The organism is Glutamicibacter sp. (genome assembly GCF_050701915.1).
Classification (GTDB): Bacteria; Actinomycetota; Actinomycetes; order Actinomycetales; family Micrococcaceae; genus Glutamicibacter.
The window spans coordinates 1-22,208 of record NZ_JBOGEG010000002.1 but is presented as its reverse complement, the minus strand read 5'-3'; the positions used below and the strand labels follow the sequence as shown (position 1 = coordinate 22,208).

Below are 22,208 nucleotides of genomic sequence, written 5' to 3'. Positions count from 1 at the left end.
ATTTTCCACGGTATTCGCGGTTGCGGTCGATCATAAAAATTCATATTTGAACGTGCGCTTAACGCAGAAAGACCAATGCCCGAAATGGGCACTGGTCTTGGCAAGCTATGTTGTTAAGGCTACTCGTCGCCGCGCAAGATCGCGAGAATGCGCAGGATCTCGGTGTACAGCCAGATCAGGGTCATGGTCAGGCCGAAGGCACCGCGCCATGCCATGATGGCTGGAGCGCCCTGGTTAGACAGTTCCTCGATCATGGTGAAGTCAGCAACCAGTGCATAGGTTGCCAGCAGAACGGCAACTACGCCGATAATCAGGCCGAGGACGCCGTGGCGCATGCCGAACATGCCGTCGATGACGCCAGTGAGCATCAGAACCATGTTGAGCAGCGAGAAGGCGATCAGACCGACCATGCCGATCATGAACATCTTGTTCAGCTTGGGAGTCATGCGGTACTTGCCTGAGCGGTACAGCGCCAAGGTTACGCCGGCTACGCACAGGGTAGCCAGCACTGCCTGGATGGCGATTCCCTCAAGGCCTGGCCGGCTTTCAAGGAAACCGGAGAGACCGCCAAGGAACAGGCCCTGGGCTGCGGAGTACAGGAGGATCAGCACTGGCGATGGGCGCTTCTTGAAAGCGTTAACCAGGCCCAGGACAAAACCAACCAAGGCACCTGGCAACATGAGGATCGGCATGCCCCAGCCAATCGCGGCGCCAATTACGACCAAGGCTAGGCAGAGCACGGTCTTGTTGATCGTGGTCCCGATGGTCATGCGGCCGGTGTCGGCGCTGGTTGCAGCAGGCTGCTGGTACATCTGTTGCAGCTGGTCTGCGCTCATATTTGCGGTGTCTCGGAATCCAACAGGACTTCCAGGCTTGGTTCCCCAAGCATCGGAGCGGCTGCTGGAACCAAAGATTGGATTGCCCAATGTCATTCCCCCATAGATTGCGATTGCGCTGGCACTTGGCTAGCTGAAGATCTTTTGCTTAATCCTATTGAGCAATGCTGTGAAATCACTCAGTCGGAAGGATGATATGGGGCATTTTTCCGAAGAAAAACTACTCTGTCAGCGATATTCTTGAAAGTTTTAGCATCAAGGTTGCACTGGCAGGTGAATTTGGTGAAATGCACGATGCCTGAAGTTGAACGATGGACGCGCTTTTGCTTTCGGAAAAATGAAAAGACCGGTGCGGACCGGAAAATCCGGAACAGCAACGGCCTTATTCTGTACCCCCAGTGGGACTCGAACCCACAAGCCTTTCGGCAGCTGATTTTAAGTCAGCCGTGTATGCCAATTCCACCATGGGGGCAGGACTCTCAAATCTTACGTGATCGGCAAAGCAAATAAAAAATCCTTCTTTGCTGACGTACGCGAGGGGCCAATTCCTTGGCCCCTCGCATCGTCGTCGATCACCTAGGTCCCAAGCCTACTTCTTTGGCTTGGCTGACTCTTCGAAAGCAGTGCGTGGTGCTTCGAGGTTGTTCAGCTGCAGGGCATCGCGCTTGAAGAACAGCGCAACCAGCCAGTCGCCAACGACGCGGAACTTGCGCTCGAAGGTTGGCATGGCCATGCCGTGGTAGCCGCGGTGTGCCATCCAGGCTGGCCAGCCCTTGAGCTTGATGCCAACAACCTTGGCAACGCCCTTGTTGCGGCCGAAGCCGGCAACGGCACCCAGGTTGGAGTGCTTGTATTCCTTGATGGTGCCAACGCCGTAGCGGGCAGCATACAGGTTCTTCGCCAACAGCTTGGCCTGGCGCACGGCGTGCTGTGCGTTTGGAACGCAGGTGCCATCTGGCAGGCCGCCGGTGACGTCCTTGACTGCCGAGATATCTCCGGCTGCCCAGGCGCCTTCCAGAGGTTCGCCGTTGGCGTCCTTGATGCGCAGGTCGGTGCGGGTCTCGATGCGGCCACGCTGCTCGATTGGGAAATCGGTGGAGCGAACCATCGGGTTGGCCATAACGCCAGCAGTCCAGATCAGGGTGTCGGCGCCGAACTCGCCCGCTGGGGACTTATCGGCCATGTTGATCAGTTCCAGGTTGCCTTCTTCCGCATTGTTCAGCGAAGTGTTCAGCAATACCTCGATACCGCGGCTGCGCAGGTGCTCGACAACCCACTCTGCCTGCTCAGCGGTGACTTCTGGCATGATGCGGCCCATGGCCTCGACGAGAACGAAGCGTGCTTCCTTCGCGTCGATGCGGTCGTTGAGGCCGATCAGGTGGCGAGCCATGTCTTCCAGCTCGGCGATGGTTTCGATGCCTGCGAAGCCGCCGCCAACAACCACGAAGGTCAGGGCGCGCTTGCGTGCAACTGGATCAGTCATGTTCGAAGCGGACTCGATGCGCTCGGCAACCTGGTTGCGCAGGGCGACGGCCTCTTCGATGGTCTTCAGGCCAATGCCGGTTTCAGCCAGGCCAGCGATTGGGAAGGTGCGGGTGACCGCACCAGCGGACATCACGACGTCGGTGTATTCCAGCTCGAACTGCTCGCCGTTGACCGGGGCAATAACAGCCTTCTTGTTGGCATGGTCGATGCTCAGCACACGGCCGTTAACCAGCTCGGAGTGCTTCAGGTGCTGACGGTGGGAGACCACAACGTGGCGTGGTTCAATCTGGCCACCGGCAACTTCTGGCAGGAATGGCTGGTAAGTCATGTATGGGTTCGGGTCGACAACGGTGACGATGCCGCCGTGTGCCTTGACCTTCTTCTGCAACTTCATCGCGACGTACAGGCCTACGTAGCCACCGCCGACGATAAGAATGCGCGGACGCTTCTGGGAGGTTTCGATGATCGACATACTGTTGATTCTACGCGGATTTTTCGAGTTAGTGAAAACATTCACTAACTATTTTCGTATGGTGTGTCACGTCTTCGCCGCCCATGGGCGTTTCCGGCTGGCGCGGTTCGCATCAAGCTGTCGAATTAAGCGTCGGCAGGCGCGAAAAAGCGGGGTGGAACTTCAGTTTCCACCCCGCATTGAACGCTATTTACTTCTCTTCTTCGGGTATCTCGTCAAACAGATCCCGGCCATCGGCATGATCTGGGACCTGCAACGAGCTCAATGAAGCCGAACCAAGCTGCGCCGCAGCCTTCTCGCGTTGACGACGCACCAGGGTCTGGGTGGTGCCTGCAATGATCACCAGCAGCAGGAGCGCTCCCCCGCCGACGATGAGCAACGGCTGGAGCGCCGGCGCGGAGTCATCGGGAAGAATTGGCTTGGGCGCTGCGACCTGCTTGAGGTCCGACTTCTCCATCGAGACGCCCGGAGCTGGGGTATCAGCAGTCTTCTCGGTGTTGCGACGATGCACGCGAATCCATTCGCTGATAGTGCCCAGCGGGTTCTCCGATACCGAAGGGACATTCGCAGTCACCGCCGCATGCGCATCAATGATTCCGTAGCCGTAGAGGTTGTCAACGCCGGATGCGCCAGTGTCCTTGGCGGTCTTCAGGATGCGGTTGATGACGTCAGGAGCCTTCATATCCGGGTATTGCGCACGAATCAGTGCAGCAACGCCAGCCACCAGCGGGGCCGCACCGGAGGTACCGGACCAGCGCGCGTAGCCATCATCTGGCAAGCCTCCGACCAATTGCTCGGCGGGGGCTGCAACGCCGATGGAAATACCTTCGGTTGAAGAATCCTGCGAAGCCTTGCCGCTGGCATCAACGCCGCCCACGGTCAGCACCCCTGGAATGGTAGCCGGAGCGCCCACCTGGCTCATGCCACCCGAACGGTTACCCGCAGCGGCAACAATTACTACGTCATGGTCTTCTGCGTATTTGAAGGCCTCATCCCAGCTTTCCGGCCAAGCCGGGCTGGTTGATCCGAGCGACATGTTGATGACCTTGGCTCCGGAGTCCACGGCCCATTTCACGGCACGGGGGATCTGGGTTTCCACTGGAATCTTTGCCGGGTTGCCTTCGCCCATCCACAGCGACACAGAAAGCAGGTCCGCTGCTGGCGCGACGCCAAGCACGCCGTCATTACCGCTCTTCAGCTTTGGAACCTTTTCGTACTCAGGTTCTTCAGGAATGTCTTCGTCATCTTCTTCAGCGGTCTTCTTGGCCTTTTCCCAGGCAGCCTTCAAGCGCTCGTTCTCAGATTTAATCCGCTTGATTTCGCCCTTGTTGTTGCCGCGGCCGGCGAGCAAGGTCGCCACCAAGGTGCCGTGCTCGCTCATGACTCCAATGGGCCTGTTGCCTTTTTCGCCGCCTGAGCCGGACATATCGGCACCGCCAACAACCGCGCCCTTCAGATCCGGATGCGAAGTATCAATGCCGGTGTCGATAACCGCGACTTTAACGCCTTCGCCCTTGGTCGTCTTGTGCGCTTCAGCCACGCCCAACGATTTGAGCCAGTATTCGGACTCACGCATGTTGTCGGCGCGGGCAGGTGCGCCCACGCTAAGCAGCGTGAAGGCCAACAGCGCTACGACAAGCAGAGAGCTGAGCTTGAGGAAGCCCATTCCTTTCCTGGCACGCAAAGCTGAGCTCAAGACATCTCCTTGGGTCGGTGACTGGGTGACAGGTTTAGGCAACGGCAGCTGAAGCCGCGATTCCCTCGAGAATATCGTGTTCGGAAGCAATCAGAACCATTTCACGGTTCCCGCTGGCCTGCTCAAGGTAATGAAGGATGCGTTGCACGATGGCTGCGCCGGCTTGAATCACATCAACCCGTCCCGGATGCATGAAGCCCAGCGCCGCGCGCTCTTCCCGGGTGTAGGAAAGCATGCTGGCGGTCGCTTGGCGCATCTGGGCGAAGCTCAGCTGCGCCCCATGTATCTTTTCCGACTCGTATTGCTTCAATCCCAGGGCTTGGGCGGTGAGCGTCGTGAAAGTGCCGGCAACCATGATCACCGCGTCAACCTGCGAAACATCAACGGATCCGGCCAGGGATTCCAAGGTGCTGTCCATGAACTCCAAGGCCTGATCCGAACGCAATCCCGCTTGGTGGAACCGCTCGGTGACGCGCACACAACCCATATCCAGGCTCTTGGCTGCCAATGGGCCGGTGGCATCGCCGAGAACGAATTCAGTGGATCCACCGCCGAGGTCGATCACCAGGCTCTTGCCGCTTTGCCCGTCCCGGACCGAAGCCGCACCGGCAAAGGAAAGGGATGCTTCTTCTTCACCGCTAATTACTTCTGGGGCAACGCCCAGGATCTTGGTGATCCGCTCGGAGAAGACTTCGCGATTCGATGCGTCGCGGGCCGCCGAGGTCGCTGCGAAACGGATCGCTTCTACCCGATGCTCATCGCACAGCTTCTTGTACTCGCGAGCAGCTTCGAAGGTACGTTCCAAGGCCTCGGGAGCGAAGGCGCCGGTAGCGTCGACGCCCTGGCCCAAGCGCACGATGCGCATGGTGCGCAGCACGTCAACAAGCTGGCCATCGGCATCGACGTCCGCGATCAGCAGACGGATGGAGTTGGTTCCGCAGTCAATACCGGCCACGCGCATTAGGCATCATCCTGGTCAGCGCCCTGCGCGGCTTCACGCGCGGCACGCTTGAGGGCGCGTTCTGCACGCTTGGCCGCCGGGTCCTGCTGTTCCTGGGTCTTCACGTGGCGCGAGCGGTCACGGCTCGGTGCCTCGGATTCGGTGTCCCAAGCTCCGACGCAGTAGCACTTGTCCTTGGTCCACCACTCGGCAATGGCAGCCAGCGCTTCATCACCCAGTGGGTTCACTCCCTCGCCGGCAGCCAGCGAGTGCCCCACCAGCACGTGCAGGCACTTGACGCGGGTCGGCATGCCGCCAGCGGAGACGCCAGCGATTTCCGGAACGGCGCCGGTCCCCGAACGCTGGCCGATGGCATCGCGGTTGGCCAGGTACGACTCGTGGGCCGCGATATAAGCCTGTGCCAGCTGCGCGTCCTCGCCCAGGCGATCATTCATCTCGTTCATCAGCCCGGCAGCTTCCAAACGCGAAACGGCCGCAGTGATGACTGGGTGCGCCAGGTAGTAGGTGGTCGGGAAGGGAATACCCGAAGAAAGGCGTGGCGCAGTAGTAGCTACCAGCGGGTTGCCGCAAACGCAGCGCGCACCGATCTCCACCACATCGCGCACCGGGCGGTTCAGCTGGCGGGAGAGGGTGTCAAGGTCAACTTCGCTGGGTACTCGTCCGGCGGCGTCAAGGGCTTCGCGGATTGGCTGTTCAGTCACGGTTATAAGTCTCTTCGTGTTTAAAGTGGTTAGTCAGTGGCAGAACGTCGGACAGAGTCGAGCAGAGCATCAACCCATGGAAGTTCCTGGCGCACCTCGAAGGTGCTTCCATTGCCTTCGGCGGGCGTCTCTTCATCCTTAGGGCGTTCGCCCACCACCATGTAGAGCTTTTCACCAGGCATAACCAAGTTTATCCGCTCGCGTGCCTGCTGCTTGATGTACAGCGGGTCATCCCAGCGCGCGATCTCTGCCTTGAGGTCATCGCGCTGCGTCTCCAACGCTTCGATCGAGGCATGCAGCTCGTTCAGCTCCGCCATCTGCGTGCGGTAGAAATTCACCGTGGGCACGAGCATCACTGCGAAGAATGCCAGGACCACGATCAAGGCGGCGATACGGCCGGAAAACCGGTGCGCCGCAATGGGTTCGCCCTCGGGGACCTGGTTCTGGTCAACCGGCTTCTGCCCCGGCTTGCGGCGTACCGCAGCGGAGAACTTCATGCGGTCATCGCGCCGGCGTTCGTTCTGCTTTTCCTTGGCGCGTTCGCGCAGCGGCACCTTCGGCTTCGGCGCGTAATTTCCGGCAAATTTTTTCGGCGCACGTGACGCATCTGACGCTGAGCGTGGCGTCGATTTCGGCTTTGCGGCAGCGCTTTTCGGCTTCTGCGCAACGGAGGCAGCCTTCATTGGGCGTGGTGCTACAGGAGTTTGTTTGGCCGGCGCCTGTGGCCTGACTATGCGCAGAGCGTCGGTAGGCGGTTCAGCTTCGGAGCCTGCACCGGCATGTTTCGTCTGGTCAACCGGGGTTATAACGGCTTCTTCAGCCGGATCCGGAGTATTACGGCGAGGCATTCGCGGTGGTCGCTGAGCCATACTCCCCCAATTCCCGTGGTGCTTTTCGTGCGGTGTTGCCGTGGACTTGGCAAGATAATTCCATTAAATAACGAAAAGCCCGCCGGTATCCACTACCGACGAGCTTATTCGCTATTACTGAAAATTAGCTGTTGAAACGCGGGAACGCGCTACGGCCAGCGTAGACCGCCGAGGCACCCAGGTCCTCTTCGATGCGCAGCAGCTGGTTGTACTTGGCTACGCGCTCGGAGCGAGCTGGTGCACCGGTCTTGATCTGGCCGGCGTTGGTTGCCACGCAGATATCGGCGATGGTGACATCTTCGGTTTCACCCGAACGGTGCGAGGTGATGGTGGTGTAACCGGCACGCTGCGCCATGGTCACCGCATCGATGGTTTCGGTCAGGGTACCGATCTGGTTGACCTTCACCAGCAGCGAGTTGGCGGTGCCCTTGGCGATGCCATCGGCCAGGCGCTGCGGGTTGGTGACGAACAGGTCGTCGCCTACCAGCTGTACCTTCTCGCCAATGGCGTCAGTCAGGGTCTTCCAGCCATCCCAGTCGTCCTCATCCAGTGGGTCCTCGATCGAAACCAATGGGAAGTCGGCAACCAGGCCAGCGTAGTAGTCGCTCATTTCCTGGGCAGACAGCGCCTTGCCTTCGAACTGGTAAGCGCCGTTCTCGTAGAACTCGGAGGAAGCAACATCCAGCGCCAGGGCAATGTCTTCGCCCGGGGTGTAGCCAGCGCGCTTGATCGCTTCGGTGATCAGCTCCAGAGCCGCACGGTTGCTTGGCAGGTTGGGAGCGAAGCCGCCCTCGTCGCCCAGACCGGTGGAAAGGTTCTTTTCCTTCAGCACGGACTTGAGGTTGTGGTAAACCTCGACGCCCCAGCGCAGGCCCTCGGAGAAGGTCGGCGCACCGATCGGGGCGATCATGAATTCCTGGATGTCCACGTCGGAGTCGGCGTGGGAGCCACCGTTGAGGATGTTCATCAATGGCACTGGCAGTACGTGCGCGTTCGGTCCGCCCAGGTACTTGAACAGTGGCAGGTTGGCGCTCACTGCAGCGGCGTTGGCCACTGCCAGGGAGACGCCGAGGATGGCGTTTGCGCCCAGCTTGGACTTGTTGGCGGTGCCGTCCAGTTCAATCATGGTGGCATCGATGGCGCGCTGGTCAGTGGCGTCAAGGCCCTCCAGCTCGTCGGCGATTTCGTCGATGACGGACTCTACAGCACCCAGTACGCCCTTGCCGAGGTACCGGTCTTTGTCGCCGTCGCGACGCTCAGCTGCTTCGAAAGCGCCGGTGGATGCACCGGAAGGAACAGCGGCACGGCCATGCGAGCCGTCGGATAGCAGGACCTCGACCTCGACGGTCGGATTGCCGCGGGAATCAAGGATTTCGCGCGCGTGAATGGCGTCAATCAATGCCATGAGTATGGACTCCTTGTAGAAAAGGGGTGGTCTAGGGGCAGGTCAACCAGCGGTCGCTGATAAGACCGTCGGCGCCATTGCCTGTCTCTAGCCTAGCGCTTCGAAGGTGATTTGGGCGATGTTGTTGCGTCAGTTTCCGCGCCGTATTGCTGGCTCAGGGCCGCCCGCAGCACCGATTCAGCATCCAATCCCAGCTCTTCGGCCCTCGCCGACAGGGCCATTAATTCCTCGGCCAGGGACAACTCATCGACGATTCGTTCACGAACCTGCTCGGTGACAAGTCCGGCCGCGGGCTGCGCCGATCCTGCTCTGGCATGGCGATCGAGCAATTTCTGCGCGAGCGCCAGGGACGGCAGCCCAGCGGGCAGTCCAGCGTTCTTCCGCTTCTTGGGCTGGCCCGCGCGTTCCGCCTGCTTCGCTGCATCCCAAACGCGGATAATCTCATCGACATCCGTGATGATCTGCTGGCGGATCTGTCCATGCTCGTCAAAAATATGCCGGTTGCGACGCAATAACTTCGCGTTCAGCGTTTCGGCGACATCTTCCAGGCCGAAATGATCTTGCTCCTCAGCGATTACGGAGTGCAACAGGATCTGGAAGTACAAATCCCCCAGCTCCTCCTTCAACAGGGCCGGGTTCTGTTCAGCGATGGCGTCCAGGACTTCATAGCTTTCCTCAATGAGGTAGGTGCGCAACGACTCGTGAGTCAGCGCGCCAGTCCAGGCGCATCTGCTGCGAAGGATCCGTACGGTCGCGTTGAGCTGGTCCAGCTGCGTTCTGTTCTCCGGCATAAGAACATGCTATCGAAGCGAGCTTTCAGCCCGCGGCCAATTAGATCCCAATCGCTGCCCTTTCGGGCTAGCATGGCCGTAGTTCATCCCGACGACGCGAAGGATTGCCAATGACCGTCCAAGACACCTCCCAGCTGGAATTCCTGGACCAGCTTCCAGCCAGACTCTTCATCGGCGGCCAGTGGGTAGAAGGTCGCTCCGAGCGCATCCTGCGCACTGCCAACCCTTTCGATGACTCGCTCCTGGCCGAGATCCGTCAGGCTTCAACCCAAGACGTTGACGCTGCCTACGGCGCTGCCGCCGCTGCGCAGCCAAGTTGGGCGGCGTTCTCCCCCGGCAAGCGTTCGAAGATCCTGAACCAGGCCGCAGACTACCTGCAGTCGAACTTCAAGGGCATCCTGGCGCTGCTGATTGCCGAGTCCGGTTCCACGCATCTGAAGGCGAACATCGAATTGGGCGGCACCATCGCGGCCATCCGCGAAGCGGCCACCTTCCCAACCCGCGTGCATGGAAAGATCCTGCCATCGAATGCAGAGGGCAAGGAGAACCGGGTCTACCGCGAACCGGTCGGCGTGGTGAGTGTCATCAGCCCGTGGAACTTCCCGATGCTGCTTTCGGCTCGGTCCGTGGCACCTGCCCTGGCTCTGGGTAATGCGGTCGTGCTCAAGCCCGCCTCGGACACCCCTCTGGTGGGTGCCTTGGTCCTGGCCAAGGCTTTCGCCGAGGCTGGCCTGCCCGACGGGGTATTGAACGCAGTGGTTGGATCCGGTTCGGAAATCGGCGATTACTTCGTGGCGCATAAGACCCCATCGCTGGTTTCGTTCACCGGCTCGACCCCGGTAGGCAAGAACGTCGGGAAAATCGCGGTCAGCGGCGAGCATATGAAGCGCGTGGCGCTGGAGCTTGGCGGCAACGCGCCCTTCGTCGTGCTCGAAGATGCTGACCTCGACGAAGCGGCCAAGGCAGCGACCCTGGGCAAGTTCTTGCACCAGGGGCAGATCTGCATGGCGATCAACCGCATCATCGTCCAGGCCCCGGTCTACGAGGCCTTCATCGAGAAGTTCATCGAGCAGGTCAGCAAGCTCGGCTATGGCGATGCCGCAGATCCAGCCAACCTCGTGGGACCGATCATCAACGATGCGCAGCTGGAGTCGGTCAGCGGCAAGATTAAGACCGCCCGTGCCCAGGGCGCGCGCGAAGTCCTGGCAGGCTCCATCAACGGCCGCGTGGTCTCACCCCACGTCTTCGCTGATGTCACCAGCGGCATGGAACTGTTCCGCGAGGAGATCTTCGGCCCGGTCGTGGGCATCACCAAGGCCGAATCCGAAGAGCATGCGCTGGAACTGGCCAACGACACCGAATTCGGATTGTCCTCGGCCGTTTTCACGCAAAATCTCGAGAAGGGCGTCGCCTTTGCCCGCGGCATCAAGGCCGGAATGACCCATGTCAATGACATCACGGTCAACGATGAACCGCACGTGATGTTCGGCGGCGAGAAGAATTCGGGGCTGGGCCGATTCAACGGCGAGTGGGCTATTGAGGAGTTCACCACCGATCACTGGGTCGGCGTGCAGTCCACCAAGAAGCAGTACCCGTTCTAGGAATCTAGTGCCCTGGAACCACCGAAGCCGCCCCTTGCATTGAGCAGGGGGGCGGCTTCGGTGGTTGCCTGGCGGCTGAGTCCGGGGATTAGTCGGCGACGTTTTCGTATTCGTCTTCTTCGTAGTCCTCGACCTCGTCCTCGTCCTCCAGCAGGTTGTCGTAGTAGTCGTTGATGTACTCAACGAGCAGCTCGCGCATTTCCAGCGGTACGAAGGCCGCTTCGGCGGCGTTCAGAGTCAGATCCAGCAGATCTTCCAAGTCGTAGTCGAAGGATTCTACCAGCAATTCGAACTCATCGGACAAGGTGGTGCCGGACATCAGGCGGTTATCCGGCGAGATGGTGACATTGAAACCGGTCTGGACCAGCAGGTCGATCGGGTGGTTCCCGATGCCTTCGCCGAACTTGGCGGTAGCACCGGTCTGCAGGTTCGAGGATGGGCACACTTCCAGCGGGATGCCGCGTTCGCGAACCCAGTTTGCTACCGGACCCAGCGATACCAGGCCGGTGTCGTCGCTGAGTTCTTCGCCGTTCTCATCGATAGCGCCGAATTCGATTTCGATATCCTCGGCAACGCGGACACCGTGGCCCAGGCGCTGGGCGCGGCCGATCAGGATGGCTTCCTTGATGGAATCCAGGCCGGCTGCTTCGCCAGCGTGCACGGTGGTGGGGAAGAGGTTCTCGGCCAGCAGGTCGAAAGCTTCCTTCATCACCGATGGCGGGAAGCCGTCTTCAGCACCAGCGATATCGAAACCGACCACGCCACGACCGCGGTGGCGCAGGGCCAGCTTGGCGATTTCCACGCCTTGGTCGCTGTGGCGCATGGCGGTAACGATCTGGCCGATCTGCATCGGGTGGCCCTCGGCGTTGAGCTTCTCGCAGGCCTGGTCCAGGCCTTCCTGGATGGCGTCAACGACGTCGTCCAGGCTCAAGCCATCGCGGCGGTGCTGCTCTGGGGCGTAGCGGACTTCGCCGTAGATGACGCCGTCTTCAGCGAGGTCCTCGACGAATTCGCGGGCTACGCGGATCAGCGCATCGCGGGTCTGCATGACCGCGACGGTGTGCTCAAAGGTTTCCAGGTAGCGTGGCAGCGAGCCGGAGTCGGCTGATTCACGGAACCATTCGCCCAAAGCTTCAGCTTCGGTCTCTGGCAGCTCGTGTCCAATCTCGGCGGCCAGCTCGATGATCGTCTGAGGGCGCAGGCCACCGTCGAGGTGGTCATGGAGCGAAACTTTAGGCAGATCCCGGAAGTCGAATTCGGGATCGTAGTCAGTATGAATCATTTCTTCAGTCACATCACTGAGCCTAGTCGCATTTTCGCGGAACTGACAGCTCCAACGGGTAAAGATCTGCGAGCCACTATGTGACCCTGATCAATACGGGAGGTTAACCCTCGTCGGGGGTTGGCGGGACGGTCTCTCGAACTGGTTGCACCGAGTGCTCTTCGCGCTTCGCAGCACGGCGATGCAAACGCCCCAGCACCCAGCTGACGATCCGGTCGATGATGAATCCAAGCACCACAGCAATGACAATGGAGACGATGATTCCCAGCAGCTTGTTGTCGTGCATCCAGTTGCCGGCCAGCGCACCGATGCTGACGGAATAGGCAGCCCAGGTCAGCACGCCGATGGTGTCGAAGAGGGTGAAGCGCTTGTGGCTGAATCCGGTGGCGCCCGCGGTCAGGTTCACCGCCACACGGCCAATCGGGATGTACCGGGCCGTAAATATCAGCAGAGCCCCCGAGGTTTCAAGTTTCTTCTCGGCATAGTTCAGCACCCGCTGCGCGCGTTGCCCGCGCATCCACTTGAATCCCCTGGATCCAATCTTCCGTCCGATGGCGAAAGTGATTTGGTCGCCGAGCAAGGCGCCGCCGGCACCTAGCAAGCCGATCAGGACAAGGTTGGGAACGCCGGTGTGGATTCCTACCGCGGCCAGTGAAACCAAAAATGATTCACTCGGAACGAGTGGGAAAATCGCATCGATCATGCAGAACAGAAACAATAACGGCAAGATCCACCATGCGCTGGCGGCCTGCGTGATTGCCTCATTAACTAATTCCATGCGTGCTTACATCTACTTTCCCAAAGCGCTCATTGCGATGAATGTCTTTCCATTTTCGCTCGAGACCTAGCTAGTGCGCATCCTACTAACGAGGCGTTGTGGACAATTCCCACCCGCGACCTTGGTAGGAGATAACTGTCTAACGATTGACTACGTCGTTATGGTTCCCGGGAACTTTCTGGGAACCTCCATTGCGACCACTGACGGGCCGATCCCGCCTAGTCTCATTTTGTATTTCTGGTTCAGTTGGCCAAGACGGGCATGGCCCCCACGATTGGCAGGCCATTGGAATCAGTAGTTTCTGCTTCGAATATGAACTGAAATTGCACGGTCCTCGAAAAAGGAAGGCGCAGCCGCTGCAGGCAGCGAGCCCAAGGAAAACTATGGCCCGCGCGGAGAACGAACCGGAGATCACCTCACGCCCAGACAAGCTGGCATACCCGGTTTAGTGCCTCTCCGCTCCTCTAGATGTGCGGCTTCACCCTTGATGCAGCTACTGACATCTCGGTTTTCGCCTCGGCATATCCAGAACAGGCCGGAAATTTCTGCTGGAGTGACGCGCTGTTTCCAGGCGGTTAGGGCGACGACAAGAAAGGAGCCGGGAAACACGGCAAAGTGTTTCCCGGCTCCCTAACTGCGGATCAAATTTCGCCTACTTGGCTGCGATGCGATCCAAGATCAGTCGGGTGTCCGGACGGTCATCAGCCGAACCGATCATGATGGAACGCTGGACCAACTCAATGGCGCGCTCCAGCTTGGCCGGGGTATCGGTCAGCAAGGTGGCAATCGGCTCGCCACGGCGAACCAAGGCACCTGGCTTCACGTGCATGCGCACGCCGGCGCCAGCCTGGACGCTATCCTCCTTGCGTGCACGCCCTGCCCCCAGGGTCCAAGCGGCCAGACCGATGTCCATCGCATCGAGCTTGAGCAGTACGCCCTCGGCGGGCGCCACTACGGTGTGCGATTCCTTGGCTACCGGCAGCTTGGCATCCGGGTCTCCACCTTGGGCCGCGATCATCTTGCGCCAGACATCCATGGCCTTGCCGTTCTTCAGCGCACCGGCGACATCCACGTCTTTGATGCCTGCACCGGCAAGCATCTCGGTTGCCAGGGCAACGGTCAGCTCCACGACGTCGCCCGGTCCGCCGCCGGCCAGAACCTCAACGGATTCCTCGACCTCGATGGCGTTGCCAGCAGTCAGGCCCAGCGGGGTTTCCATATTGGTCAGCAGCGCCACGGTGTTCACCCCGGCATCGGTGCCCAGGTTCACCATGGTCTCGGCCAGTTCGCGGGCCATGGCCTCGTCCTTCATGAACGCGCCGGAACCGACCTTCACATCCAGAACCAGGGTGCCGGTGCCCTCGGCGATCTTCTTGCTCATGATCGAGGAAGCGATCAGCGGGATGGCTTCCACGGTGGCGGTGACATCGCGCAATGCGTAGAGCTTCTTGTCCGCCGGAGCCAGTCCGGTGCCGGCGGCGCAGATGACCGCGCCGACATTGGACAGCTGGGAGAACAGCGCCTCGTTGGACAGGTCTGCCTTCCAACCGGGAATGGCTTCGAGCTTGTCCAGGGTTCCACCGGTGTGGCCCAGCCCGCGGCCCGAAAGCTGCGGGACAGCGACGCCGAAGCTGGCGACCAGCGGAGCCAGCGGCAAGGTGATCTTGTCCCCCACGCCGCCGGTGGAGTGCTTGTCGGTGGTGGCCAGCTTCCTGCCCGATGGATCGGCCAGGGCAGAGAAGTCCATGCGTTCCCCGGAATTGATCATCGCGGTGGTCCAGCGCGAGATCTCGTTGCGGTTCATGCCCTGGAAGTAGATGGCCATGTTCAACGCGGACATCTGCTCTTCTGCGATGGCCCCGCGGGTATAGGCATCGATGGTCCAGTCGATCATCTCGTTGCTCAGTTCGCCGCCATCGCGCTTTGCGCGGATGACTTCGACGGCACTGAATTGCTCGGTAGCCATATCAGGCACCTTCCATTCTGCTGTTGGCCGGTGTGCTCCGGCGCTAGAAATTCAGATTCTGCGGCCCGAACGCGTCAGGCAAGAGGTCTTCGATTCCCACGATTCCGCGGGCGGTCTTGATCAACAGGTCTGCCCCGCGGTGCTCGAAAAGCAGCTGGCGGCAGCGGCCGCACGGGGTAATCAGTTCGAGCTCGCCCTCGCGAAGCTGGCCGAAGCACAGGAAGTATTCCATGGTGCCCCCGCCGGTGGCGAAGAGCTGGCCCACCATGGCGCATTCAGCGCACAGGGTGACCCCGTACGCGGCGTTCTCGATGTTGCACCCGGAAATCAGGCGGCCGTCGCTGGTCAGTGCCGCCGAGCCCACCCGGAAGTTCGAGTAGGGCGCGTAGGCCTGAGACAGCGCGGCCGCAGCCGCAGCTTCGAGCTGCGGCCACGGCGCGTTGTTGCTATCCATGGGAAATCGCTATTCCTTCACGTACGGTTCGCCCGCGGCTGCCGGTCCGCGCGAACGCCCGACCAGGCCGGCCACTGCGAAGATGGTCACCAGGTAAGGCATCATGGCCATGAACTGGCTTGGTACCGGGGTGCCGATGATCGTCAGGATAACCTGCAAGTTATCGGCGAAGCCGAAGAGCAGGGCGGCCAGGAACGCGCCGATCGGGTTCCACCGGCCGAAGATGACTGCGGCCAGCGCGATGAAGCCGCGGCCACCGGAGATTTCCTTGGTGAAGGAGTCGATGGCCACCAGGGTGAAGAAGGAACCGCCGATGCCGGCCACGATGCCGCCGAGGGTGACATTCCAGAAGCGGATCGCGTTGACCTTGATGCCCAGGGTATCGGCTGCCTTCGGATGCTCGCCCACGGCGCGCACGCGCAGGCCCCACTTGGTCTTGAACAGGCCGAACCAGACCAGGAAGACGGCCAGGTACATCAGGTAGCCGATGACCGACTGCTTGAACAGGATCGGGCCGATGACCGGGATCGAGGAAAGCAGCGGGATCTCGACGACCGGCAGGTGCGCCGGCGAGTTGAAGCGCTCCGGGTCTTCCTGCATCACGGTGGTGAACAGGAAGCCGGTGATACCGGAAACCAGTACGTTCAAGACCACGCCGACGATGATCTGGTTGACCACGTACTTGATGGAGAAGATAGCCAGGACCAGTGAGACCAGTGCGCCGGCCAGGCCGGCGGCGATCAGGCCTGCGAAGGCGCTCTGGGTCAGCGAGGCGACCAGTGCCGCGGTGAAAGCACCGCCAAGCAGCTGGCCCTCGATGGCGATGTTGACCACGCCGGCGCGCTCGCACAGCACGCCGGAAAGCGAACCGAAGACCAGCGGCACGGCCAGCACCACGCCACCGGCCAGCAGGCTGGCCAGCGAAATGCTGTTGATGTTGGCGCCGGAGACCACCCAGATCAGGAAGCCCAGCACGAACAGGACGGCCGCGACGGCGACCATCCAGGTGGCCAGCAACTTGCCCTGATTGCGCTGAAGCCAGGAGTAGGCGGCAATGGCCAGCAGCAGCACGCCGAACACGATGTTGGTGATGCGGCCCGGGAAGACCACTTCCGGCAGCTCGAAGGCGTCGCCGGCGCTGTTCAGCGTGAAGTGCGCTGCCTGGTCGTTGCCCAGCAAGCCGAAGCTGAAGAAGACGATCACTGCGATCACCGAAAGGATGATCGGGGTCTTCTTGCTTGGCAAGACGTTAATTGCCGGTTGCAAGGTGGTTGCGGTCACTTGGCACCTGCCTTAGTAGGTTCGAGCTTGGAGCTGCGCTTCTTCTTGCGGTTCATGCCGAAGATGGCCTTGACCAGCGGCGGGGCGGCGATGAACAGCACGATCAGCGACTGCACCACCGATACGATGTCGATCGGGGTTCCGGTGGTGATCTGCATGTTCACCGCACCGGCCTGGAACGCGCCGAAGAGCAGGCCCGCGAGGAAGGTGCCCCACGGGGTGGAGCGGCCCAGCAGGGCCACGGTGATCGCGTCGAAGCCCAGCGAACCGGCGATGCCGCCGGTGAGCACCTTTTCGGTGCCTGCAACCTGGGCCACGCCTGCGGCACCGGCCAAGGCGCCAGCCAGCGCCATCGCGATGATGGTGGTGCGGGCCACGTTGATGCCGGCGGTCTGCGCGGCTTCCGGGTTATGGCCCACGGCGCGGAATTCGAAGCCCACGGTGGAGCGCTTGAACATCCAGGACACGGCCAGCACCAGCAGCACCGCCATCACGAAGCCCAGGTGCAAACGCGATCCGGGGATCGCCGGGAAGATGGCCGAGCTGTCCAGGATGGGCGAGATCGGGTTGGTCTCGCCGGGACGGCGGAAGGCCTGGGTGTTCATCAGGAAGTCGATCAGGTACACGGCCACGTAGTTGAACATGATCGTGAGGATCACTTCGTGGGCGCCGGTCTTGGCCTTGAGCAGGCCAACCAGGCCGCCCCAGATCGCGCCGCCGAGCAGGCCGAAGACGATCACCAGCAGCAGGTGCAAGCCGAATGGCAGGTGCCAGGCGAAGCCGATGTAGGCGGCTAGCACCGAACCGATGATGATCTGGCCCTGGGCACCGATGTTGAACAGGCCGGCGCGGAATGCCACGGCCACGCCCAGACCGGCGCAGATCAGCGGGGTGGAGACGGTCAGGGTCTCCAGGAATGGCTTGAACCCCTGGGCGGAGTTGTAGATCGAGCCGTTGAACAGCGCCACGTAGCTTTCAGTGGCCGCACGCCAGAATTCGCCGAAGAAGGCCGAAGGCTGGGCGAAGAGGTAGCCGGCAGTTTCGCCCACCTTCTCATCGGTTACGGCGATCAGCAGGCCGCCGATGACCAGTGCGACGATGACGCCAAGGATCGAGACCAGTCCCGGCCCCTGGGTGATCTGGCGCAAGAGGTCATTGCCCGGCTTGCCGGAGTCGGGAACCACAGGTGCTTTTTCGCTCACTGTGCTTCTCCTTCCTGGTTGTCGTGCTCGCTAGCTGGCTGGGCTTCAACCGGCTCGTTGTCCGCCTTCGCGAATTCGGCCTGGGCCAGGGCTTCTTCCTGCGAAACGCCGGCCATCATCAGGCCCAGCACTTCGCGGGAGGTATCCCCCGGCACGATTCCGTTGATCTTGCCCTTGTAGAGCACGGCGATGCGGTCGGCCAATTCCATGACCTCATCCAGCTCGGTGGACACAATCATCACCGGGGTTCCCTTGTCGCGCTCGGCCACGATGCGGCGGTGCAGGAACTCGATGGAGCCCACGTCCACGCCGCGGGTCGGCTGTGAAGCGATGAACAGCTTCAAATCGCGGCTCAGCTCGCGGGCCATGACGACCTTCTGCTGGTTGCCGCCCGAGAGGCTGGAGGCCGGGTTCAGCGGGTTATCGGTACGCACGTCAAAGCCCTGGATCTGCTGCGCGGCGTTCTTCTTGATCGCATCCAGGTTCATCGAGATGCCCTTGCCGAACGGCGGGCGATCGTAGAGGTCCAGCACCAGGTTCTCCTCGATGGAGAACTGGGTGACCAGGCCGTGCACCGAACGGTCTTCGGGAACGAAGCCGAGGCCCGAACGCAGGATCTGCTTGACCGACTTGCCAACCAGTTCCTGGCCGGCGAGCTTGACCGAGCCGTTGGTGACCGGCTGGGTGCCCAGAATCGCTTCGGTCAGTTCGGTCTGGCCGTTGCCCTGCACACCGGCGACGGCAAGGATTTCGCCCGCATGGATATCCAGGGTGACCGAGTTCAGCGTGGTGGTGCCTGCCGGATCGACAACCGTCAGGTCCCTGACCTGCAATACCGCCTGCCCTGGAGTGGCTGCCGCCTTGTTCAGGTTCAGTTCCACCGCGCGGCCCACCATCAGGTTGGCCAGCTCGGTGGTGGAAGATTCCGGAGAGACCGAATCGATGACTTCGCCGCGGCGGATCACGGTGATCACATCGGAGACGGCACGTACTTCACGCAGCTTGTGCGAGATGAAGACGATGGAGGTGCCGTTGGCCTTGAGCTGGCGCATGATGTCCAGCAGCTCGTCGGTTTCCTGCGGGGTGAGCACCGCGGTCGGCTCATCGAGGATGAGGATCTTGGCCTCGCGCACCAGGGCCTTGATGATCTCAACACGCTGCTGCACACCCACCGGCAGGTCTTCGACGATCGCGTCCGGATCCACGTCGAAACCGTAGCGGTCGGAGATCTCGCGGATCTTCTTGCGGGTGACCTGCAGGTCCAGTACGCCACCAGCCTTGGTGGTTTCTGCGCCGAGGGCAATATTTTCGGCCACGGTGAAGACCGGGACCAGCATGAAGTGCTGGTGCACCATGCCGATGCCCGAGGCCATGGCATCGCCTGGTCCGGAGAACTCGACGGGCTTCCCGTCCAGCAAGATTTGGCCCTCGGTCGGTTGGTACAGACCGTAGAGCACGTTCATAAGCGTGGACTTTCCAGCACCATTTTCGCCGAGCAGACAGTGAATCTGCGCGTCATCGACCGTCAGGTCGATATCTTTGTTGGCGTAGAAAGAACCGAAGGCTTTCGAGATTCCTCGTAGTTCGAGTTTCACGATTCCACCATCTTCATTGTTCGTTTGGCGAGGTTCTTGCTTGCAGGTTATTTTGGCCCTTAGGCAGGCATAAAGCGCGTCACCTGCCCACCGCTGTATTGCGGCGAGCGGTGACGCGCTCCATGGCTAGTTCGCCTAGACCTACTTAGGGCTGGAGGCCGAATCGATCTCCAGCTCACCGGAGATGATCTGCTGCTTCAGGGCTTCGATCTCCTTCTTGGTGTCTTCGCCGATTTCCTCATCGAAGTTGTGGAACGGTGCCAGTGCAACGCCCTCATTTTCCAAGGTGCCGACGTACGGGGTCGAGTCGAACTTGCCCTCGGCGTCGGTGCGGATGACATCTTCAACTGCGGTGTCCATGGTCTTGACGACCGAGGTCAGCATGACGTCCTTGTAGTCAGGAGCGGTCAGGAAGCCGTCGGAGTCGACCCACACGAGCTTGGCTTCCTTGCCACCCTTGTTGGCCTCGACCACTGCAGCGCCAGCGCCCTTGCCCACTGGGCCGGCTACAGGCATGACAACGTCTGCGCCGGAAGCGATGAAGTTCTTGGTGATCTGCTTGCCCTTATCCTGCTTCTCGAAGTCGCCGGAGAAGGTTCCGTCCTGCTTCTTCTTGTCCCAGCCCAGCAGCTTGACGTCCTTGCCCTTGTCTTCGTTGAACTTGGCAACGCCGTCAGCGAAGCCGTCCATGAAGATGGTGACGGTAGGGATCTTGATGCCGCCGAAGGTGGCAACAGTGCCGGTCTTCGATGCAGCGGCTGCGGCGTAGCCTGCCAGGTAGGCAGCCTGGGCCGTGTCGTAGATGATCGGCTTGACGTTCTCGATCGGCTTCTCGTACTGGAAGTCGACGATGGCGAAGTTCTTGTCCGGGTTTGCCGCAGCAGCCTCAGCGGTCGCGTCGCCCAGCAGGAAGCCGATGGTGACGGTCAGGTCGCAGCCTGCGTTGACCATGCCGTTGAGGTTGGTCGCGAAGTCGGCGTTCGACTTGGATTCCGCATCCTTGGTCTGGATGCCCAGGTCCTTCTCGGCGTTCTTCAAGCCGCGGAAGGAAGATTCGTTGAAGGACTGGTCGTCGAATCCACCGGAGTCGGAGACAATGCAGCCGACGTAGTCCGGGAATTGGCCAGCCGAGCTGGTCTCTTCTGGTGCAGCGCCGCAGGCGCTCAAAGCTAATGCCGAGATGCCGAGCATGGCGGCAGCCATACCGGTCTTGCGCGATACGAAGCGCATCTGTTCCTCCAAAGAATCTTGCGAGATAATGCGGGAGGCAAGACACCTGACCCTCGTGCAAGGCTTCATTGCCTAGGCCTTACTCGAGCACACCAAAAGTCATAGCATTCCCATCGTTTCCATAGCCTATCGGAGATATGTCACAGGTAAAGACGATAAAGATTACAAACAGATAACTAACTGGCCGCAAAACGGCAAGCGCTTAACGCCAATGCCCAAGTCACTGACCGAATTGTTAAAGCGTCAAAGAAATGTTAAAAACTTTCGGGTTTGATGTGGCCAACGCCCTATGTGGCGCTTGCCTCGCGCACGGCCTGCATGGCGGCGGCCGCCATGATGCGAACCCCCACGCCAATGCACGATTCGTCAGGGATGTAGTCCCCGCGGTGCAGGTCGTAGGTCTTGCCGCCCGGGGTGCGGGTTCCCAGCCGCAGCATCGCACCGGAAACCTTCTGCGTCATCCATGCGAAGTCCTCGCCGCCCATGGACTGCGGAGTCAGTTCGATGGCCTCGGCGCCGAACTCGCGGCGCGCGGCGTCCTCGATCAATGCGGTCTCCGCCGGAGCGTTGACTACCGGTGGCACTCCGCGGGTGTGCTGCAGCTTGATCTCCACTCCGTAGGGAGCAGCGATCTGGCGCACGGCCTGGTCGAGCAGCTCTCCGGCCTCGTACCAGACATCGCCATCCAGGCAGCGCATGGTGCCGGCCAGGTATCCGGTGGCCGGTATCGCGTTCGGCACGCTGCCGGCATGGATCTGGCCCCAGACCACCGAGACGGCCGAGCGCACATCGACCTTGCGTCCGAGCACGGCCGGGACCTGGGTGGCGATCTGGCTCATCGCGAAAACGATGTCTTCGGTCAGATGCGGACGCGAGGTGTGCCCGCCCCGCCCATTGACCTCGATGCGGATGGTGTCGCTCGCCGAGGTGATCGCACCGATACGGGTGCCGATATGCCCGGCGTCGATCCGCGGGTCGCAATGCAGCGCGAGCACCCGCGGCACGCAATCGAGCAATCCCTGCTCGATCACCGACAGCGCCCCGCCGGGAAGCTTCTCCTCGGCGGGCTGGAAGATCACCCGCACGCAGCCATCGAGCTTGCCGGCGGCATGCATCCTGCCCAGGGCCAGGGCCACGCCGAGCATCACGGTGGTGTGGATGTCGTGGCCGCAGGCGTGCGCCACGCCTTCGGTCATCGAGGCGTAGTCCAGGTTGGTTTCCTCCACCACCGGCAGCGCGTCGATGTCGGCACGGAAGGCGATGCGGATAGGGCCTTCGCCGATATCCACGAAGGCGCCGGTGTCGGCCATCTTCTGCGGCGACAGGCCGGCGGCATGCAGGGTTTCGAGAATTCGCTCGGTGGTTTGGTGCTCCGCAAAGGACAGCTCCGGGTTGCGATGCAGTTCCCGGCGGAAGCCGATCAGCTGATCGATGAGCGGCTCGGTGAAGTCGCTGACGGAAGCCGGATAGTCATTTTCATTCACGGTGGACACCTTTTGAAGATACTCGTCCAGCGGCCCGGGAGGACAGTTTTCGCGTAATGTTCACGCGCAGCGTGCAACAGTCGCATGAAGCAGAACGGCGGCGGGCCCCGGTTCTCCGG

The 22,208-nt window shown here is 61.0% G+C and carries 18 protein-coding genes and 1 tRNA gene; 1 reads left to right on the top strand and 18 read right to left on the bottom strand.

The window, feature by feature from the left end; genetic code table 11:
* Positions 1–119 precede the first annotated feature (119 nt).
* The 9 genes from ACRDT3_RS02210 to ACRDT3_RS02170 form a co-directional block, all read right to left on the bottom strand.
* Positions 120–926 carry a Bax inhibitor-1/YccA family protein gene (locus tag ACRDT3_RS02210; RefSeq protein ID WP_431491403.1) on the bottom strand — a complete coding sequence of 269 codons (807 nt, stop codon included), beginning with the start codon at positions 924–926 and terminating at the stop codon, positions 120–122.
* A 300-nt stretch (positions 927–1,226) separates the two neighbouring features.
* Positions 1,227–1,308: transfer RNA gene (locus ACRDT3_RS02205), tRNA-Leu, on the bottom strand.
* Positions 1,309–1,425: 117 nt separating this feature from the next.
* Complete coding sequence (locus ACRDT3_RS02200) at positions 1,426–2,793, bottom strand: NAD(P)/FAD-dependent oxidoreductase (RefSeq protein ID WP_431491402.1); 1,368 nt, start codon at positions 2,791–2,793, stop codon at positions 1,426–1,428.
* A gap of 190 nt (positions 2,794–2,983) precedes the next feature.
* Entirely contained in the window at positions 2,984–4,489 is a 1,506-nt protein-coding gene (locus tag ACRDT3_RS02195) for a S8 family serine peptidase (RefSeq protein ID WP_431491401.1), read from the bottom strand.
* A 34-nt stretch (positions 4,490–4,523) separates the two neighbouring features.
* Positions 4,524–5,450 (bottom strand): exopolyphosphatase, encoded by a 927-nt coding sequence (locus ACRDT3_RS02190; RefSeq protein ID WP_431491400.1) that lies wholly within the window; start codon positions 5,448–5,450, stop codon positions 4,524–4,526.
* A complete protein-coding gene (locus ACRDT3_RS02185) occupies positions 5,450–6,151 on the bottom strand; it encodes a DUF501 domain-containing protein (RefSeq protein ID WP_431491399.1) in 702 nt (233 codons plus the stop codon). The genes ACRDT3_RS02190 and ACRDT3_RS02185 overlap by 1 nt, the downstream gene beginning before the upstream one ends.
* Before the next feature lie 29 nt (positions 6,152–6,180).
* Positions 6,181–6,834 carry an FtsB family cell division protein gene (locus ACRDT3_RS02180; RefSeq protein ID WP_431491398.1) on the bottom strand — a complete coding sequence of 218 codons (654 nt, stop codon included), beginning with the start codon at positions 6,832–6,834 and terminating at the stop codon, positions 6,181–6,183.
* A 310-nt stretch (positions 6,835–7,144) separates the two neighbouring features.
* A complete protein-coding gene (gene eno, locus ACRDT3_RS02175; RefSeq protein WP_431491397.1) occupies positions 7,145–8,425 on the bottom strand; it encodes a phosphopyruvate hydratase in 1,281 nt (426 codons plus the stop codon).
* Between the two features lie 92 nt (positions 8,426–8,517).
* Complete coding sequence (locus tag ACRDT3_RS02170) at positions 8,518–9,216, bottom strand: MazG nucleotide pyrophosphohydrolase domain-containing protein (RefSeq protein ID WP_431491396.1); 699 nt, start codon at positions 9,214–9,216, stop codon at positions 8,518–8,520.
* Positions 9,217–9,326: 110 nt separating this feature from the next.
* Here ACRDT3_RS02170 and ACRDT3_RS02165 point away from each other — a divergent pair, with 110 nt between their 5' ends.
* Positions 9,327–10,817 (top strand): aldehyde dehydrogenase family protein, encoded by a 1,491-nt coding sequence (locus ACRDT3_RS02165; protein WP_431491395.1) that lies wholly within the window; start codon positions 9,327–9,329, stop codon positions 10,815–10,817.
* A gap of 88 nt (positions 10,818–10,905) precedes the next feature.
* Here the strand turns inward: ACRDT3_RS02165 and ACRDT3_RS02160 are convergent, their stop codons facing one another.
* From ACRDT3_RS02160 to ACRDT3_RS02120, 9 genes are all read right to left on the bottom strand, one after another.
* Positions 10,906–12,099, bottom strand: coding sequence for an adenosine deaminase (locus ACRDT3_RS02160; protein ID WP_431491657.1), 1,194 nt, complete (start codon positions 12,097–12,099; stop codon positions 10,906–10,908).
* A 103-nt stretch (positions 12,100–12,202) separates the two neighbouring features.
* On the bottom strand, positions 12,203–12,877 hold the full coding sequence (locus tag ACRDT3_RS02155; RefSeq protein ID WP_431491394.1) for a DedA family protein: 675 nt from the start codon (positions 12,875–12,877) through the stop codon (positions 12,203–12,205).
* A 652-nt stretch (positions 12,878–13,529) separates the two neighbouring features.
* The gene (locus tag ACRDT3_RS02150; RefSeq protein ID WP_431491393.1) at positions 13,530–14,843 is read right to left on the bottom strand and encodes a thymidine phosphorylase; all 1,314 of its coding nucleotides are present in this window, start codon (positions 14,841–14,843) and stop codon (positions 13,530–13,532) included.
* Between the two features lie 43 nt (positions 14,844–14,886).
* Entirely contained in the window at positions 14,887–15,297 is a 411-nt protein-coding gene (locus ACRDT3_RS02145; protein ID WP_431491392.1) for a cytidine deaminase, read from the bottom strand.
* Positions 15,298–15,306: 9 nt separating this feature from the next.
* Positions 15,307–16,578 (bottom strand): ABC transporter permease, encoded by a 1,272-nt coding sequence (locus tag ACRDT3_RS02140; RefSeq protein WP_431491391.1) that lies wholly within the window; start codon positions 16,576–16,578, stop codon positions 15,307–15,309.
* The gene (locus ACRDT3_RS02135; RefSeq protein ID WP_431491390.1) at positions 16,575–17,780 is read right to left on the bottom strand and encodes an ABC transporter permease; all 1,206 of its coding nucleotides are present in this window, start codon (positions 17,778–17,780) and stop codon (positions 16,575–16,577) included. The genes ACRDT3_RS02140 and ACRDT3_RS02135 overlap by 4 nt, the downstream gene beginning before the upstream one ends.
* Positions 17,777–19,375, bottom strand: coding sequence for an ABC transporter ATP-binding protein (locus ACRDT3_RS02130; protein WP_431491389.1), 1,599 nt, complete (start codon positions 19,373–19,375; stop codon positions 17,777–17,779). Before ACRDT3_RS02130 ends, ACRDT3_RS02135 begins: the two co-directional genes overlap by 4 nt.
* A gap of 141 nt (positions 19,376–19,516) precedes the next feature.
* Positions 19,517–20,605: a BMP family lipoprotein gene (locus ACRDT3_RS02125; protein ID WP_431491388.1), complete on the bottom strand. Its 1,089-nt coding sequence runs from the start codon at positions 20,603–20,605 to the stop codon at positions 19,517–19,519.
* 287 nt (positions 20,606–20,892) lie between these two features.
* Complete coding sequence (locus ACRDT3_RS02120) at positions 20,893–22,089, bottom strand: amidohydrolase (protein WP_431491387.1); 1,197 nt, start codon at positions 22,087–22,089, stop codon at positions 20,893–20,895.
* Positions 22,090–22,208: the final 119 nt, after the last annotated feature.

Bases quoted from the DNA above. Each gene is read 5' to 3' on its own strand.
- ACRDT3_RS02200 (WP_431491402.1), bottom strand. From the start codon at position 2,793: ATGTCGATCATCGAAACCTCCCAGAAGCGTCCGCGCATTCTTATCGTC.
- ACRDT3_RS02190 (WP_431491400.1), bottom strand. From the start codon at position 5,450: ATGCGCGTGGCCGGTATTGACTGCGGAACCAACTCCATCCGTCTGCTG.
- ACRDT3_RS02180 (WP_431491398.1), bottom strand. From the start codon at position 6,834: ATGAAGGCTGCCTCCGTTGCGCAGAAGCCGAAAAGCGCTGCCGCAAAG.
- eno (WP_431491397.1), bottom strand. From the start codon at position 8,425: ATGGCATTGATTGACGCCATTCACGCGCGCGAAATCCTTGATTCCCGC.
- ACRDT3_RS02170 (WP_431491396.1), bottom strand. From the start codon at position 9,216: ATGCCGGAGAACAGAACGCAGCTGGACCAGCTCAACGCGACCGTACGG.
- ACRDT3_RS02165 (WP_431491395.1), top strand. From the start codon at position 9,327: ATGACCGTCCAAGACACCTCCCAGCTGGAATTCCTGGACCAGCTTCCA.
- ACRDT3_RS02160 (WP_431491657.1), bottom strand. From the start codon at position 12,099: ATGATTCATACTGACTACGATCCCGAATTCGACTTCCGGGATCTGCCT.
- ACRDT3_RS02155 (WP_431491394.1), bottom strand. From the start codon at position 12,877: ATGGAATTAGTTAATGAGGCAATCACGCAGGCCGCCAGCGCATGGTGG.
- ACRDT3_RS02150 (WP_431491393.1), bottom strand. From the start codon at position 14,843: ATGGCTACCGAGCAATTCAGTGCCGTCGAAGTCATCCGCGCAAAGCGC.
- ACRDT3_RS02145 (WP_431491392.1), bottom strand. From the start codon at position 15,297: ATGGATAGCAACAACGCGCCGTGGCCGCAGCTCGAAGCTGCGGCTGCG.
- ACRDT3_RS02125 (WP_431491388.1), bottom strand. From the start codon at position 20,605: ATGCGCTTCGTATCGCGCAAGACCGGTATGGCTGCCGCCATGCTCGGC.